At 61.3% G+C, this 15,342-nt stretch carries 18 protein-coding genes; 6 read left to right on the top strand and 12 right to left on the bottom strand.

What is annotated here, in order from left to right:
* Positions 1-40: 40 nt before the first annotated feature.
* The 9 genes from ychF to lgt all read right to left on the bottom strand — a co-directional run bounded on the left by ychF (position 41) and on the right by lgt (position 8,489).
* Positions 41-1,144 carry a redox-regulated ATPase YchF gene (ychF, locus tag ACLKMW_RS21235; RefSeq protein ID WP_415726524.1) on the bottom strand — a complete coding sequence of 368 codons (1,104 nt, stop codon included), beginning with the start codon at positions 1,142-1,144 and terminating at the stop codon, positions 41-43.
* A 124-nt stretch (positions 1,145-1,268) separates the two neighbouring features.
* Positions 1,269-1,988 carry an aminoacyl-tRNA hydrolase gene (gene pth, locus ACLKMW_RS21230; RefSeq protein WP_415726523.1) on the bottom strand — a complete coding sequence of 240 codons (720 nt, stop codon included), beginning with the start codon at positions 1,986-1,988 and terminating at the stop codon, positions 1,269-1,271.
* Between the two features lie 27 nt (positions 1,989-2,015).
* Entirely contained in the window at positions 2,016-2,651 is a 636-nt protein-coding gene (locus ACLKMW_RS21225) for a 50S ribosomal protein L25/general stress protein Ctc (RefSeq protein WP_415726522.1), read from the bottom strand.
* A 245-nt stretch (positions 2,652-2,896) separates the two neighbouring features.
* Positions 2,897-3,832: a ribose-phosphate pyrophosphokinase gene (locus ACLKMW_RS21220; RefSeq protein ID WP_415726521.1), complete on the bottom strand. Its 936-nt coding sequence runs from the start codon at positions 3,830-3,832 to the stop codon at positions 2,897-2,899.
* Between the two features lie 115 nt (positions 3,833-3,947).
* Complete coding sequence (locus ACLKMW_RS21215) at positions 3,948-4,472, bottom strand: hypothetical protein (protein ID WP_415726520.1); 525 nt, start codon at positions 4,470-4,472, stop codon at positions 3,948-3,950.
* 29 nt (positions 4,473-4,501) lie between these two features.
* Positions 4,502-5,653: a M24 family metallopeptidase gene (locus ACLKMW_RS21210; protein WP_415726519.1), complete on the bottom strand. Its 1,152-nt coding sequence runs from the start codon at positions 5,651-5,653 to the stop codon at positions 4,502-4,504.
* Positions 5,653-6,447 carry a peptidoglycan editing factor PgeF gene (gene pgeF / locus ACLKMW_RS21205; RefSeq protein WP_415726518.1) on the bottom strand — a complete coding sequence of 265 codons (795 nt, stop codon included), beginning with the start codon at positions 6,445-6,447 and terminating at the stop codon, positions 5,653-5,655. Before pgeF ends, ACLKMW_RS21210 begins: the two co-directional genes overlap by 1 nt.
* A 105-nt stretch (positions 6,448-6,552) precedes the next feature.
* Positions 6,553-7,641, bottom strand: a complete 1,089-nt coding sequence (locus ACLKMW_RS21200; protein ID WP_415726517.1) for a class I SAM-dependent methyltransferase — start codon at positions 7,639-7,641, stop codon at positions 6,553-6,555.
* Positions 7,638-8,489: a prolipoprotein diacylglyceryl transferase gene (gene lgt, locus ACLKMW_RS21195; RefSeq protein WP_415726516.1), complete on the bottom strand. Its 852-nt coding sequence runs from the start codon at positions 8,487-8,489 to the stop codon at positions 7,638-7,640. Before lgt ends, ACLKMW_RS21200 begins: the two co-directional genes overlap by 4 nt.
* 156 nt (positions 8,490-8,645) lie before the next feature.
* On the opposite strand from lgt, the gene ACLKMW_RS21190 reads away from it, so the two are divergent.
* The 3 genes from ACLKMW_RS21190 to ACLKMW_RS21180 all read left to right on the top strand — a co-directional run bounded on the left by ACLKMW_RS21190 (position 8,646) and on the right by ACLKMW_RS21180 (position 10,151).
* A complete protein-coding gene (locus ACLKMW_RS21190) occupies positions 8,646-8,957 on the top strand; it encodes an accessory factor UbiK family protein (RefSeq protein WP_415726515.1) in 312 nt (103 codons plus the stop codon).
* Positions 8,958-9,284: 327 nt separating this feature from the next.
* Positions 9,285-9,785, top strand: coding sequence for a type III secretion system chaperone family protein (locus tag ACLKMW_RS21185; protein ID WP_415726514.1), 501 nt, complete (start codon positions 9,285-9,287; stop codon positions 9,783-9,785).
* Positions 9,786-9,791: 6 nt separating this feature from the next.
* Complete coding sequence (locus tag ACLKMW_RS21180) at positions 9,792-10,151, top strand: tRNA-binding protein (RefSeq protein WP_415726513.1); 360 nt, start codon at positions 9,792-9,794, stop codon at positions 10,149-10,151.
* A gap of 24 nt (positions 10,152-10,175) precedes the next feature.
* On the opposite strand, the gene ACLKMW_RS21175 is transcribed toward ACLKMW_RS21180, so the two are convergent.
* From ACLKMW_RS21175 to ACLKMW_RS21165, 3 genes are all read right to left on the bottom strand, one after another.
* The gene (locus ACLKMW_RS21175) at positions 10,176-11,516 is read right to left on the bottom strand and encodes an ATP-binding protein (RefSeq protein WP_415726559.1); all 1,341 of its coding nucleotides are present in this window, start codon (positions 11,514-11,516) and stop codon (positions 10,176-10,178) included.
* 142 nt (positions 11,517-11,658) lie between these two features.
* On the bottom strand, positions 11,659-12,378 hold the full coding sequence (locus tag ACLKMW_RS21170) for a response regulator (protein ID WP_415726512.1): 720 nt from the start codon (positions 12,376-12,378) through the stop codon (positions 11,659-11,661).
* Positions 12,365-12,898 (bottom strand): MarR family winged helix-turn-helix transcriptional regulator, encoded by a 534-nt coding sequence (locus tag ACLKMW_RS21165; RefSeq protein ID WP_415726511.1) that lies wholly within the window; start codon positions 12,896-12,898, stop codon positions 12,365-12,367. Before ACLKMW_RS21165 ends, ACLKMW_RS21170 begins: the two co-directional genes overlap by 14 nt.
* Positions 12,899-13,140: 242 nt before the next feature.
* Between ACLKMW_RS21165 and ACLKMW_RS21160 the strand changes: the two genes are divergently transcribed.
* From ACLKMW_RS21160 to ACLKMW_RS21150, 3 genes are all read left to right on the top strand, one after another.
* Entirely contained in the window at positions 13,141-14,034 is an 894-nt protein-coding gene (locus ACLKMW_RS21160) for a branched-chain amino acid aminotransferase (protein ID WP_415726510.1), read from the top strand.
* 167 nt (positions 14,035-14,201) lie between these two features.
* On the top strand, positions 14,202-14,486 hold the full coding sequence (locus ACLKMW_RS21155) for a hypothetical protein (protein WP_415726509.1): 285 nt from the start codon (positions 14,202-14,204) through the stop codon (positions 14,484-14,486).
* Between the two features lie 135 nt (positions 14,487-14,621).
* Positions 14,622-15,263: an MBL fold metallo-hydrolase gene (locus tag ACLKMW_RS21150; protein ID WP_415726508.1), complete on the top strand. Its 642-nt coding sequence runs from the start codon at positions 14,622-14,624 to the stop codon at positions 15,261-15,263.
* The last annotated feature ends 79 nt before the right edge of the window (positions 15,264-15,342 follow it).

The raw sequence follows: 15,342 nt of genomic DNA, 5'->3' as shown, positions 1-15,342 counted from the left end.
GGGAAATTGCTGCAGTTGGCCCGGCCGGTTCAGCCGGACATCAGGTGTTGAATCTGAACAGCAGGACGTCGCCATCCTGCACGACATATTCCTTGCCTTCATCCCGCGCCTTGCCGGCTTCCTTGGCCGCGACTTCGCCGCCCAGGGAAATAAAGTCATTGTAGGCGATGGTCTGGGCGCGGATAAAGCCGCGCTCGAAGTCGGTATGGATGACGCCGGCCGCCTGCGGCGCCTTGGTGCCTTTGCGAACCGTCCAGGCGCGCGTCTCCTTCGGCCCGACGGTGAAGTAGGTGATGAGCTGCAGGAGTTCGTATCCGGCGCGGATGAGCCTGTCGAGGCCCGGTTCCTCCAGTCCGAGATCGGCGAGGAATTCCTGCGCCTCCTCTTCGGGCAGTTGTGCCACCTCGGCCTCGATCGCCGCCGAGATCACCACGGTGCGCGCGCCCTGGGCCTCGGCCATCTTCTCGACAGCTCGCGTGTGGTCATTGCCGGTTGCCGCCTCGGCTTCCGAAACATTGCAGACATAGAGCACCGGATGCGAAGTCAGCAGGTTGAGGCCCTGCAGGATGGCGAGATCCTCGGCTGCCATGCCGTCGAGCAACAGGCGCGCGGGCTTGCCGTCCTGCAACAGCGCCAGGACCTGCTCCATCACGGGCAGGATGGTCAGCGCCTCCTTATCCTTGCCGCTTGCGCGCTTGCGGAACTGCACGATGCGGCGCTCGATGCTTTCGAGGTCCGCAAGCATAAGCTCGGTCTCGACCGTCTCGGCGTCGGCAATGGGGTCGATGCGACCTTCGACATGGGTGATGTCGTCATCCTCGAAGCAGCGAAGCACATGGACGATGGCATCGACCTCGCGAATATTGGCGAGAAACTGGTTGCCGAGGCCTTCGCCCTTGGACGCGCCGCGCACCAGGCCGGCGATGTCGACGAAGGATATGCGGGTAGGGATGATCTCCTTCGACTTTCCGGCGGCGGCAAGCTTCTTCAGTCGCGGGTCGGGAACGGCCACCTCTCCGGTGTTCGGCTCGATCGTGCAGAAGGGATAGTTCGCAGCCTGTGCGGCCGCGGTTCGCGTCAGTGCATTGAAAAGCGTCGACTTGCCGACATTGGGCAGTCCGACGATGCCGCATTTGAAACCCATGATGACGAGGCCTTGTACAGGTGCAGAATTGATGTGGGCTATGGGCGAAAGGGCAGAGGATCGTCAACCCCTTCGCTGCCTTCCATGACCGAAGCCATGCCGAATGCCCAGCAGGTTGGGAAAATCAGCTCCTGTTGCCGAAGAGTTTTTTCAGCATCGCGGCCATCGGGCCGGTTTCGGGAAGCTTCGTTGCAGGCGCCGGCTGGCGCGCCTGGCGGATGTGGCTCTGTTTTTTAGGTGCGGGACGCTCAGCCACCGCCTGCCCGGGCGTCGCTGCTTCCTGCATCGCGAGCGTGAGCTTGTTCATGAAGCCGTTGTCGTCGCCTTTGGCGAGCAGCCCAGCATGGTCGGCGATGGCGGTGAGCAGCGGATCGAGCCATTCCCCGTCGGCCTTGGCGAAATCGCCAAGCACATGGCCATGCACCATCTCCTTGACGCCGGGATGGCCGATGCCGATGCGTACGCGGCGATAGTCTTTCTGACAATGCTGGTCGATCGAGCGGATGCCGTTGTGGCCTCCGGCGCCGCCGCCGGTCTTCACGCGCACCTTGCCGGCAACAAGATCGAGTTCGTCATAAAATACCGTCAGGTCGGCCGGCTGGAGCTTGTAGAAGCGCATCGCCTCGCCAACCGACTGGCCGGACAGGTTCATGAACGTCTGGGGCTTCAGAAGGATGATCTTCTCGCCGGCGAGGGTTCCCTCGGCGACCTGACCCTGGAATTTCTTCGACCAGGGCGAAAAATCATGGCGGCGGGCAATCGCGTCCGCCGCCATGAAGCCGACATTGTGCCGGTTGTTGGCATATTTCGCGCCCGGATTTCCGAGACCTGCAAACAGCAGCATCGAACGTCTCCAAGCGCCTCCCGAGGCTTATTCCTCGGGCGCGGCTTCCGCCTCGCCTTCTTCGGTGGCGGCAGCGCTGTCTTCGCTCTTCAGTCCGGCAGGCGCCGCAACGGTCGCGATGGTGAAGTCGCGGTCGGCGATGACCGGCTTTACGTCGCGCGGTAGCTTGACGGCGGAAATGTGGATCGAATCGCCGATGTCGGTGCCGGTGAGGTCGACTTCGATGAAGTCGGGAATCGCGTTGGCCGGGCAGTGGAACTCCACCTCGTGGCGCACGATGTTGAGCACGCCGCCGCGCTTGATGCCCGGCGACTTCTCTTCATTCAGGAAGCGGACCGGCACGTTGACATTGACCTCGGTGTTCTTTCCGACGCGCAGGAAATCGACATGCATCGGGAAGTCGCGGATCGGATCAAGCTGGTAGTCCTTGGGCAGGACCTGGATCTTCTTGCCGTCCACGTCGATCGTGGCGATGGTGGTCAGGAAACCGCCGCCGTGAATCTTGTAGTAGACGTCCTTGTAGGACAGGGCGATCGCCAGGGGAGGCTGCTTGTCGCCGTAAATGACTGCAGGCACTTTGCCGTTGCGGCGAACACTGCGGGCGGACCCCTTACCGACCTGTTCGCGTGCTTCGGCCTTGAGCTCGTAGCTAGCTTGGCTCATGGCATTTCCTTTCGTTGTGATTGGAGCGCTTGAGTGTGGGCAACCCACACTTCAAACGTCGAAAGCAGCCGTTCCGTGCATGATCCATCGGCAGCAAGTGCCTGTCTGTAAAGAGCATGCGAGAGCGACGGCCCTCGGCCGCGTTGCCTCCAAGGGTGTCTACGCGGATGGCGGCTCTATAGCGGAAGGTGCCTCACGGCGCAAGATTATTGCAGTCCGGCGCAGCTTCCGCAGACAGACGCCGTTCAGTCGAACAGGCTCGAGACGGACTGTTCCGTGGCGGTGCGTGAAATCGCTTCGCCGATGAGGTCGGCGATGGAAAGCACCCTGATGTTGGCGGCAGCGCTGACTTCCGATGTCGGCTGGATCGAATCGGTGATCACCAACTCCTGCAGCTTCGATCCTGCGATGCGCGCGGTGGCGCCACCGGAAAGCACACCATGGGTGATATAGGCGGTAACGCTGGTCGCGCCATTGCTCAGCAGCGCATCCGCCGCATTGCAGAGCGTGCCGCCGGAATCGACGATGTCGTCGATCAGGATGCAGTCCTTGCCGCGAATGTCGCCAATGATGTTCATGACCTCGGATTCGCCCGGCCGCTCGCGACGCTTGTCGACGATGGCCAGTTGCGCGTCGAGGCGCTTGGCGAGCGCGCGGGCACGCACCACGCCGCCGACATCGGGCGACACGACCATGACGTTACCGAGTTGCTTGTACTTGGCCTTTACGTCACGCGCCATGACCGGCACCGCGAACAGATTGTCGGTGGGAATGTCGAAGAAGCCCTGAATTTGGCCGGCATGGAGGTCGAGCGTCAACACGCGATTGGCCCCGGCGCGGGTGATCATGTTGGCGACCAGCTTCGCCGAAATGGGCGTGCGGCCCGATGCGCGCCGATCCTGTCGCGCATAGCCGAAATAGGGAATGACCGCCGTGACGCGCCGCGCGGAAGAGCGCATGAACGCATCGATCATGATCAGCAGTTCCATCAGGTGATCGTTGGTCGGAAACGACGTCGACTGCAGGATGAACACGTCTTCGCCGCGCACGTTTTCCTGGATCTCGACGAAAATCTCCTGATCGGCGAAGCGCCTGACGCTTGCCTTGCCGATCGGCAGATTGAGGTAACGGGCGACCGCCTCGGCCAGAACCCGGTTGGAGTTGCCCGCAAAGAGTTTCATGTAACTGTCCTGACAGGGAAGATGAGCGGGTTTTTAGCGGGCATTGCGCCTATTGCAAGTGTTGTCGTGGCAAATTGACGTTGAATCCATAGAATCGCTGTTTTTAGCAGGCCGATCAGCCAGTGCGGCCGGCCAGCCAGGCTGCCAATTGGTCGATTGTCGTGTCGGCGATCGTCTGCATGACTGCGGGCGAAACAGAATCCCAGCCGTCCTTGCCCTGCGTCTGGACCTTCTGCTGACCGTTGATGCGATGCAGCCTGCTGCCGGCGGGGTCGTAGACATCCCATACATATACCACGGTCGTCTCCGGACCCTCAGTAAGGGCGGAGAAGTAGCCTTTCAACACGTGCGTCGTGGAAGGATCGGTGGTGCCGGCAAGCCGCATGCCGCGCTGGCCGGCACGGCTTGCCAGGCGTTCGGTCAGCGGGGTTGCGGCTTCCACCGTCGCGCCGACAATCGGGGCAAACTGAATGCGGGCGTTGGATGCGGCTATCGGGCTCGTGCCGGTTGAAGGCGCCGGCGAGGACGGCTGCTCGGTGGCAGCGATCGCCGAGGGCTCGAGCACGTCCTGCGTGCTGGTGCAGGCGCCCAGCGCGAGAGCTGCGAGCAATGATACGGCGCCTGTTAGGAATCTCCTCATGACCAAACCAATGTGTCTGCCGCTCGTCATCACTTTACGATCAGGTCGAGACCGTGACGCGAGAGCGGCTTGGCCTGCGTATCTGTGGTCAGATAGGTGCGGCCAAGCGTCATTGCGGTCTCGGTTTCCGAATCCATGATGATCATATGCGCAAACAACGTCATGTTCGGTGCGATCGGCTCGGGATTACCCTGGTAGAACATCGGCATATCCATCCAGGATGGCGTGAAGCGCGCGCCAAGCGAATAACCGCAGGCGTTCAGCCGGTGCTTGGTCAGTCCGTGGCTTTCCAGGCTGCGGGCATGGGCATCGAACACGTCTCCGAACGTATTGCCGGGTGTCATCACTTTTTCGACCGCCGTCAGCGCGTCATGGGCGGCGTCGAACAGTTCCTGATGGCGCTTCGAGACCTTGCCGGTCAGAACGGTGCGCATCATGGCGGCGTGATAGTGATGGAAGACGCCGGCCCATTCCAGCGTGAGCTGGTCGTTCTTGGAAAGCTTGCGGCGCCCGGCCTTGTAGCGGCACAAGAGCGCATCGGCCCCTGAGCCTATGATGAACTCGTTGGCGGGATAGTCGCCGCCACCTTCGAAGATCGCGCCCTGCATGGCCGCCAGAATCGCGCCTTCGTCGGCGCCCTGCTTGATAAGCGGCAGGGCCGCATCCAGCGCATCGTCGGCAAGGCTTGCGGCCTTTTCCGTCTTCTGGATTTCGGCCGGGCTCTTGAACAGGCGCAGCCTGGCGACGATGCCCGAGGCGTCGACGATCTGGCCGAATGTCTGCATCTGCTCGTCGAGACGGCGGCCGTTGAAGGCGGTAAGCCCGTGCGTATCATACTCAATGCCGATGCGGGCGCCGAGAAGGTCGAGATCGTTCAAAAGATTGCGCAGGTCGAGCGCCGGGTTGGCGCCCTCGCGATCGGTCCACAGGACGATGTTCTCGATGGTCGAAGTATGACGGGCCTGGCGCAGGTCGGCCGAGCGCGTAAGCAATACCATGGAGCCGTCGGCCTTCATGACCAGTGACTGGAAGAAGCAGAAGCCGAATGTGTCATAGCCGGTCAGCCAGTACATGCTTTCCTGCGCGAAGAGCAGAATGGCGTCCAGCTTCTTCTCCGCCATTTCGATGACGAGGCGGTCGCGGCGTGCGTCAAACTCCGAACGTTCGAAATGAAGCGCCATCAAATATCCTCCAAGACAATTGCAGAAATCTGGCGGCCGTAATCTGCTTCCTTACGGTGTGTCGAGCGGCGATAGGAGTAGAACAGGTCCTCTTCCGCATAAGTGCAGCGGCCAAGGCCCTCGACGGCCACGCCGGCCTTCGCCAGGCGATCGACGGTGTAGCCGTTCAGGTCGAACATCGAATGCCCCGGCGTGGTCGACGGCGTGAAATAGTGGGCGTTGCTGCTGTCGGCATCGACGAAGCGAGCGACGAATTCCGCGCCTACTTCGTAATTCGCAGCGCTGATGGAGGGGCCAAGCGCGGCAGCGATGCGTTCGCGTTTGGCTCCCAGGCTTTCCATTGCAGCGATGGTGTTTTCAAGGACGCCGGTGAAGGCACCCTTCCAGCCGGCATGGGCGGCACCGATAACGCGCGCTTCGGCATCGGCGAACAGCACCGGCCCGCAATCGGCGGTGGTGGCGCCGATGGCGATGCCCGCTCGGTCGGTAACAATCGCATCGGCCTTCGGCCGCGCGCCGGAAAAAGGCTCGCGCACGATGATCACGTCCGGCGAGTGGATCTGATATGCGGTCAGCAGCGAATCGGAGTCGACGCCCATCCAGCCGGCCACGCGGCGGCGATTTTCGAGCACCAGCTCCTGATCGTCATTGGAGCCGACGCCGATGTTGAGCCCGCTGTAGATACCATCGGAGACACCACCGAGGCGGGTGAAATAGCCATGTTTTATGCCGCTGGATTCCACTTGGCCAAGCAGGGCGGAGCGGATCGGATCGAGTGTCGGTTGGTCTGACATGAGCGCCTTGTTCTCTGCGGCAGCTGTTTCGTCAAGGCGAAATCCGCCATTCCGGTGACGCATTGGTTCCAGCGGGCGCGAGAGTGAGGCAGGCTTTTGAGCAAGTCAATCCGGGTTGGAAAAGGGTGCAACCCTAAAGCCCGACGGTGCGATCGCCAGCACCTTGAACAGATTTCCCATCGCATCTGGACCTGCCAGCCGCTCGACTTCGCCGCGGATCGCCTCCTGCCGCCCGGGCGAGGCATTGGCGCCCAGCCTGCCGGCGCGCTCCAGGAGTCCCATGCGCAGCAGAAAATCGCCCTGGGTCGTCGCGTGGGCGGCCAGGCCGCTCTGCCTTGCCGTTTCGGCAAGTGCTGCGAAGTCCACATGCGAGGTCAGGTCGGCAAGGCCGGGGTTAGCCAGGACGTCCTCGTAGCGGTGCTGCCGCAAGGCCTGCAGCGTGTCGCCCATACCCGGCTCGAGATGACCGTAGTCGATGAAGAGGCCCGCCCCGCCATTTGCCGCTATCGGCGTGGCGATCGCCTCCATCAGGGCCGTTCGTGCCGGCGCATATTCGAAGATCGCGCCTTCGGCCGCTTGCTTGGCGCCTGCGGGCAGCAGCGATGGGTCGAGCGATCCGGCGCCGGCAATGAACTGGAGTTCGCCATCGGGTCCAAGTCCGACGGCGCGCTCGCGCCAACTGCCGCTGGTCAGGATGAACTGGCGCGTCGGAATGGCGTCAAAAATCTCATTGCCGACGATAATCAGCGGCATCGGCGGCAGTGTTTCGACAGAACTATGCCAATCGATGCTGACGCCGGTGCCGGCGAGCGTGTCCTTCTGGATAGCCGTCAGCCGGGGGCTGGTTTCGATCATGGCGAAGCGAGCCGAGGCGTGCAGCGCGGGCGCCAGGCGGCCAAGCGTTCGCAGCACGTCCTTCATCAGCGTGCCGCGTCCGGGTCCGATCTCGGCAATGGCGGCTGGTAGCGGCTCCCCCAACGCTTTCCAGGTCGTTCCTATCCAGACGCCGATCAGTTCGCCGAACATCTGGCTGATTTCAGGCGCGGTGGTGAAGTCGCCACGCACGCCGAACGGCTCGCGAATGGTGTAATAGCCGTCCTGTGGATCGAACAGACAAAGCGCCATGTAGTCCGCGACCGAAAGCGGACCATTGGCCTCGATCAGCGCGGCGATGCGCTTTTTCAGCGCCGTCATGCGGGGCTGGGGGCGGAGGCGGGCTTCGCCGTCGCCATCGCCCACACGCCGAGCACGACCATCGGAACAGACAGGACCATTCCCATGGTCAGCCAGCCGCCGAAGAGATAGCCGAGCTGCGCGTCCGGTTCGCGAAAGAACTCTACGAAAATACGTGAAGCGCCATACCCGGCGACGAAGGCTCCGGCAATGAACCCCGGCCGCTTCAACTTCAGAAGACCATGGGTGAGAATGCGCAGGACGATGAACAGCACCAGCCCTTCAAGAGCGGCTTCGTAAAGCTGGCTTGGGTGGCGCGCCAAAGGCCCACCGTTCGGAAATACAACCGCCCAGGGCGCGTCGCTCGGCCTGCCCCAGATCTCGGAGTTGATGAAGTTTGTGAGGCGGACCAGACCGAGCCCCACCGGCACACCGGCCGCCACGACGTCGAACATCGTCCAGACGCGAATGCCGCGCGAGCGGGCAAACAGGATCATCGCCAGCGTGGTGCCGACCAAGCCGCCATGAAACGACATGCCGCCTTGCCAGACGGCGAAGATATCGAGCGGGTTCTGGATATAGCGGGCGAGGTCGTAAAACAGGATATAGCCGACCCGGCCACCCAGAACCACGCCGACCGCGGCCCAGACGAGAAAGTCGTCAAGGTCTTCGCGCTTCATCGGCGTGACGCCGCTTGCCCAGAGTTTTTCATTCCGCACGAGGCGGCCGGCATACCACCAGGCAAACAGGATGCCGACAATATAGGCCGCGCCGTACCAGTGGATGGCGAGCGGGCCGATCTGCACGATCACCGGATCGATGTTGGGGAAGGGCAGGGCTGCCAACGGCAGCAGGAGGTAGTCGTTCAAGAGGTGCTCCGGATCGGGCGGCAGGATCGGCGCGGACCATGCGGCAGGCTTTTGGCGGGGTCAAGGCAGGCGGATGCTGCCTCATCCAAGCTTGCATTCATGCTCGATGCGCACTACCTCCATGCCAGTGGCCGAGTTTTGCCCAGAGGTATTGTCATGTCTACCGGATCGAACCGCATTCTTGACGAATTCGCCAAGCTGGTGACGGATGCGGCGGGTGCCGCCCAGGGCGTGCGCCGCGAGGTCGAAACAGCGTTCAAGGGTCAGGCCGAAAGGATCCTGAACTCGATGGATGTGGTGCAGCGCGAGGAGTTCGAGGCGGTGCGTGAAATGGCGCTCAAGGCCCGCGCCGAAAATGATCGGCTGGCGGCGCGGATCGCCGAACTCGAAGAAAGATTGTCAAGTTCGCCGATGAAGTCGTCCGAGGCGCCTGTCAGGGCGTCTTCCAGGGTAGCCTCGAAAAAATAATTCGTTAACCTTTTCCACAGCGCCCCATCCGAAAAAGCGCTTTCGCCTGAATCGCTTATCCGGCTTGCATGAATCTGTGCGGCAACGGCTTTCCACACCCTTCTGGCGTGTCGCGCGAAAAAGGGGCTGGTCACGCGACTCTGCATCAATACACTGAATTTGCTGCATGATTCGGGACGGGGTCATGCGCTGGGCGGTGGGGGCCCGGATAAAGCGCGCTTGTGCCGATGCCGATTGATCCGCCGTCTATGTTCTAGTGACAACTGTTTGTGTGTGCATTTCGCGCGGGGCGTGCGGAGGCGCTCCCAGAACGTCAGGAAGCATTTCATGGAACTTGTCGAGCTGGAATTTGCACGCGAAATCCACCCGGTGGATGTGATCGAACAGGTTGCGCACAACAATGAATGGGCCTTCGAGCGCACAGGCGACGACGAGATCTCGATTTCGGTCGCCGGAACATGGACCGACTACCACGTGTCCTTCTCATGGATGGAGGATTTCGAGGCAGTGCACCTTGCCTGCGCGTTTGACATCAAGGTGCCCGAGGCCCGTACGCTCGAAATCATGCGGCTGTTGTCGCTGATCAACGAACAGATGCTTTTCGGGCATTTCGACCTCTGGGAGCAGGAAGGCGCGATCATGTTTCGCCAGTCGCTGCTGCTTGCCGGCGGCGTCGAGCCGACCAGCCAGCAGGTCGAGGTGCTGCTGTCGTCGGCGCTCGACGCGTGCGAATGCTATTTCCAGGCGTTCCAGTACGTTGTCTGGTCGGGCACATCGGCGAAAGATGCGCTTTCCGGCGTGCTGTTCGAAACGCTTGGCAATGCGTAACCCGCAATGAGCATCGATACGCCCGTAAGGCCCGAAATCAGCTTTGCCGATTTCGACCGCGTCGATATCCGTGCCGGCACCATAGTGGAAGCCGAGCCGTTTCCAGAAGCCCGCAAGCCGGCGATAAAGCTCAAGATCGATTTCGGTCCGGCGATCGGCGTGAAAAAATCCTCGGCGCAGATCACCAAATACTACTCGGTGGATTCGCTTGTCGGCCGCCAGGTTTTCGCTGTCGTCAATTTTCCGCCGCGCCAGATCGGCAAATTCATGTCCGAGGTGCTGACGCTCGGCTTTCCCGATGCGGAGGGCGATGTCGTGCTTGGTGCGATCGAGCGCAAGGTGCCGGACGGCGGCCGGCTGTTCTGACCTTCCTCCCTGATCCTTTGGCGGTCAGGCAGGTACCCTGATCCTGGCTCTCAAGCCGCCCATCGGGCTGTCTTCCAGCGTGACGTCGCCGCCATGGCTGCGGGCGATGTCGCGGGCGATTGAAAGGCCAAGGCCGGTTCCGGTCGCGTCGAGATTTCTCGCCGCGTCCAGCCGAACGAACGGCTTGAACACCTCCTCGCGCCTGTCCGGCGGGATGCCCGGCCCATCATCGTCGACGATGATGGTAAGCGAGCCACGCGTATGGGTTGCGGTCACCCGCACATGTTCGGCGTAGCGAAAGGCGTTGCCGACGATATTGGCAAGAAGCCGGCTGAACGCGTTCGGGCGCACGTGGATTTCGCCGGTTCCCGAAAGTGAGGTCGTCAACTCGCTCTTGCTGAGCTTTGCCTCTTCCTTGAGCTTTTCAAGATGCGCCTTGAGGTCGAACTTGCCCGGATCCTCGGAGGCTTCGCCCCTGGCGAAATCGAGATAGCCTTCCAACATCGACTGCATATCGTCGATGTCCTGGTTGAGGGCCTGGATGTCGGCCTTCTTGCCGGAAAGGGCGAGCTGCAGCTTGAAGCGCGTAAGAATGGTGCGCAGGTCGTGGCTGACGCCGGTGAGCATCGCCGTGCGCTGTTCGATCTGCCGTTCGATGCGCTCGCGCATCTGGATGAATGCAAAACCGGCCCGGCGAACTTCCTCGGCGCCGCGAGGGCGGAAATCGGGCGGCATCGGCCGTCCCTTGCCAAAGCTTTCGGCCGCTTCCGCAAGCGCCAGGATCGGCCTGATCTGATTGCGCAGGAAGGGAATTGCGATGATCAGCAATACGAGCGAGGTGCCGACCATCCATATCAGGAAAATATGGGTGTTGGAGGCGTAGGCCTGGCTGCGGCGCACGAAGACGCGCAGCACCTTGTTTTCAAGTTGGACGCGCACCTCGACAATGTTGGAATTGCCGACGGTATCCAGCCAGAACGGCCGGTTTATCTGCTTGGTGATCTCCGACGACAGCGTCTGATCGAGAATGGAGAAAAACGGCTTGGGGCCGGGCGGCGGCAACGGATCGGGCGGCAGCAGGTCGATCTTCAGCGAAAGCCGATCCTGGGCGATGCGGATGACGTTGGCGTAATCCGGATCCTGCGGATAGGTTTCGATCATGTCGATGATGGCGGCGATGTCGCGCGTGACCGCCTGCGAAAGACGCAATGTGACCGTCTGCCAATGCCGCTCCATGAAATTGAAGGCGACGACTGACTGGAGCAGGATCATCGGCGTGATGATGATGATCAGCGAGCGCGGGTAGAGCCGCTTCGGCATATAGAGTGAGACAAGCCGCCAAAAGCGGTTCCAACTCCTGGGCACGGAGCCGAGCCCGAAAAATGCCGATCTAGCACGCATGAAGGGCGCCGCTCTCAGACCGGTTCACTTGCGAAGTCGTCATGTGCCTTTCCCGTCCGCGAACGCCCGATACCGCCGCGGGCAGGAGGGCTCTTAGATGGCCAGTCTATTCCACACTGAGGCGATACCCAACACCGCGGACCGTCTGAAGCCATACCGGGTTTGCCGGGTCGCGCTCGATCTTGCGCCGCAGCCGGTTGATCTGCACGTCGATGGTGCGCTCTCCGACCTCGGAATCGCTCGATACCAGTTCGTGGCGCGGGATGGTTTCGCCGGCGCGCTCGGCAAAGATCGCCAGGATTTCCTGTTCGCGGTCAGTGAGCTTCAGTGGCTCGCCGCCCTTCTTCAGCTCGCGACGTGCGATCTGGAACGTGTAGGGGCCGAATACGATCTGCTCGACCTTCGGCGTCATGGACGGTCCGCCGCGACGCAATATGTTGTTGATGCGCAGGATCAGCTCGCGCGGATCGAAGGGCTTCGGCAGATAGTCGTCGGCGCCAGCCTCCAGGCCGGTGATGCGGCTGTCGGTTTCCGAAAGGGCCGTCAGCATAAGTATCGGAACGGCTTTCTCGGCGCGCAGAGCCTTGGTCAGATCGACGCCGCTTTCTCCCGGCATCATGATATCGAGGATCAGCAGGTCGAAATCGAGGCCGGCAAGTTTGCGCCGCGCTTCCTGCGCATTTCCGGCAACCGTGATGCGGAACCCGTTTTCGCTGAGATATTGTTTCAGCAGGTTGCGAATGCGGGTGTCGTCGTCGACCACCAGAAGGTGCGGAGCGTCGTCCTCCGGCACCACGGGATAGTCGGCTATCTCATTCGTCTTCATGGCCTTTTCCTGGCGTGTTTCCCGGCAGATTGTCAATCTGCGCTCTCCATTCGGGGTTGACCATAGCTTTCAGGAACCGTTCGATCCCTTCGCGTTCGGCCCCCTGCGAGCCTTGCAATGCATCATGGATGCGGCGCGACTGTGGCCGTGCCAACGCCAGGGCCAGCGCCCGCCCCTTGGCGGTGGGGTAGAGTTCGCGCTGGCGCCGGTCGCGCGGACCCTGGACCTGAATGACATGGCCGGTGTCGATGAGCTGCTTGAGCACGCGCGCCAGGCTTTGCTTGGTTATCTGCAGGACATCAAGCAGTTCGGCGACGGTAAGACCCGGCATGCGGTTGACGAAATGCACGACGCGGTGATGGGCGCGCCCGAAGCCATAGTCGGCCAGGATATGGTCCGGATCGGACGTGAAGTCGCGATAGGCGAAGAAAAGCAGTTCGATGATCGACAGATCGAGGCCGTCCTGATCGGTGATCGCGGTTTTTATAGGTTCTGTATCTGCGCCGTTGCGGTCTGCCATGTGTGTCCTGCGAGTTTGTAATTTATGTCAGCCTTGTTGACATATTTTAAGGGCGCTGGTAATTTTTGCCAAGCTTTTCGGCGGATTGCGATCGAAAAGGCAAGTTCAACCGCAATTCTGCGGAATTTCGTGAGTTTGCCATGATGTCCATATCCGCCTAGATTCACGGTCACAAGCCGCGCCGCCGCGACTTAGCAAATTGGATAGAAACGTTGGCGGGCACGTTCCCGCAGGAGGTTATCATGGCATCCGTCCCGTTCGATCAACTTGACGGCTTCATCTGGATGAATGGCGAGTTCGTCAAATGGGCCGACGCCAAGGTGCATGTTCTGACCCATGGTCTGCATTATGCAAGTGCGGTGTTCGAGGGCGAGCGCGCCTATGGCGGGGAAATCTTCAAGCTGACCGAGCACACCGAACGCCTGCACGAATCCGCGCGCATTCTCGGTTTCAAGCTCCCTTACTCCGTGGCCGAGATCGACGATGCCTGCCGCGAGCTTTTGAAGAAGCAGGGCTTCAAGGACGCCTATGTTCGCCCGATCGCCTGGCGCGGCAGCGAAAGCATGGGTGTTTCGGCACAGAAGAATCGCATCAACTGCGCCATCGCCATCTGGCAGTGGCCGAGCTATTTCGATCCGGCGCAGAAGCTGAAGGGCATCCGCCTCGACATTGCCGAATATCGCCGGCCCGATCCGCGCACCGCGCCGTCGAAGGCCAAGGCCGCCGGCCTCTACATGATCTGCACGCTCTCCAAGCACGCCGCCGAGGACAAGGGCTATGCGGACGCCATGATGCTGGATTGGCGCGGCCAGGTTGCCGAAGCCACAGGCGCCAATATCTTCTTCGTCCAGGACGGCAAGATCCATACGCCGACGCCGGATTGCTTCCTCGATGGCATCACCAGACGCACGGTGATCGATCTGGCGAAGGCACGCGGTCTTGAAGTGATCGAGCGCGCCATCATGCCAGAGGAACTCGCGGGCTTCGAACAGTGCTTCCTCACCGGCACGGCCGCCGAAGTCACCCCGGTGTCGGAGATCGGACCACACCGCTTCCAGGTCGGCGAAATCGCCAAGACGCTGATGAACGACTATTCGGTGGCAGTTCAACCCAAGCACGCGATTGCAGCCGAGTAAGACGGCATTACGTCGTTTTACGTTCAGATTGAAACTTGTTCTCGTAACGGGCGGCCATGGCCGCCCGTTTTGTTTTAGCCGCAGCTTATTTGACTCTTGTTCAATTCCGCGTCTGATGAAGTTGGTCGGCTCGCGCGAGTCGGTCTTACTGTTGGAGGGATAGTAATATGGAAGCGCTTCTTCCGATCATCATACAGGCGGTAACGGGCGCCATTGGCGGCCTTGGTGTTGGGGCGGCACTCAAGCAGGCGGCAATGAGCGCCGTACTGAAAGTCGTTTCGGGCGTGGTCGGTGGTGTCGCCGGCGGCCAGATTCTGACGAATGTGCTAAGCGATCCGAATGTCGCGGGCGCCTTGTCGGGTGCTCTGGGCGATGCGGTTGGTGGCGTCGTTGGCGGCGGCGTGGTGACGGCGATCGTCGGGGCAGTCATGGGCGCCATGAAAAAGGCCTGAAGGGCAGTAAGTTGAATTTCGCGGGCGGCCTTCGAGCCGCCCGTTTTTTGTTAGCTCGCATTTACGGTGGCCCCAGGCGGTGGACGTCGCAGCAGTTGCCGCCTACATGTTGCCTGACAAAGCGAAAGGAAAAACATGGGTCAGCTCAATGCGGGCATCGTTCCGGTCACGCCGTTCCAGCAGAATTGCACTATCCTCTTCGACGCGGACACCAAGTCGGGCGTTGTGGTCGATCCCGGCGGTGACGTCGACCAGATACTGTCGGCGATCAAGGACAATGGTCTCACCATTACCGCGATTTGGCTGACGCACGGCCATATCGACCATGCCGGCGGGGCGATGGACCTGAAGGATGCGCTTGGCGTCGATATTGTGGGCCCGCATGAAGCCGACCGGCCGCTGCTCGACAATCTGGAATCGCAGGCGACCCGCTTCGGACTGACGGGTGCGGTGCGTAATTGCGTTCCGGACCGCTTTCTTAGCGAAGGTGAGACGGTCTCCTTCGGCGAGCACGTCTTCAAGGTGTTCCACTGTCCAGGTCATGCGCCGGGCCATGTCGTCTACTACAACGAGGCGGCGAAGTTCGCTCATGTCGGCGATGTCTTGTTTCGCGGCTCGATCGGCCGCACCGATCTGCCCGGTGGAGATCACGCAGCGCTGATCGCCTCGATCAAGGAAAAGCTGCTGCCACTCGGCGATGATATCGGCTTCATCTGCGGGCACGGCCCGGGCGGACGTTTCGGTGAGGAACGACGCAGCAACCCGTTTCTGGTTTAGAGCCTTTCAGGTTTTGACGGAAGCGTAACCGGCGTTTGCGATGTAGTTTGCGCATTCGGCGGGTTCGATGGTTGCGACG

Origin of the sequence: Borborobacter xinjiangensis (assembly GCF_047739745.1) — a bacterium.
In the GTDB taxonomy this organism is placed as follows: Bacteria; Pseudomonadota; Alphaproteobacteria; order Rhizobiales; family Rhizobiaceae; genus Pseudaminobacter.
The sequence above is the reverse complement of the archived record's forward strand: the minus strand, read 5'-3'. Positions and strand labels throughout refer to the sequence as shown.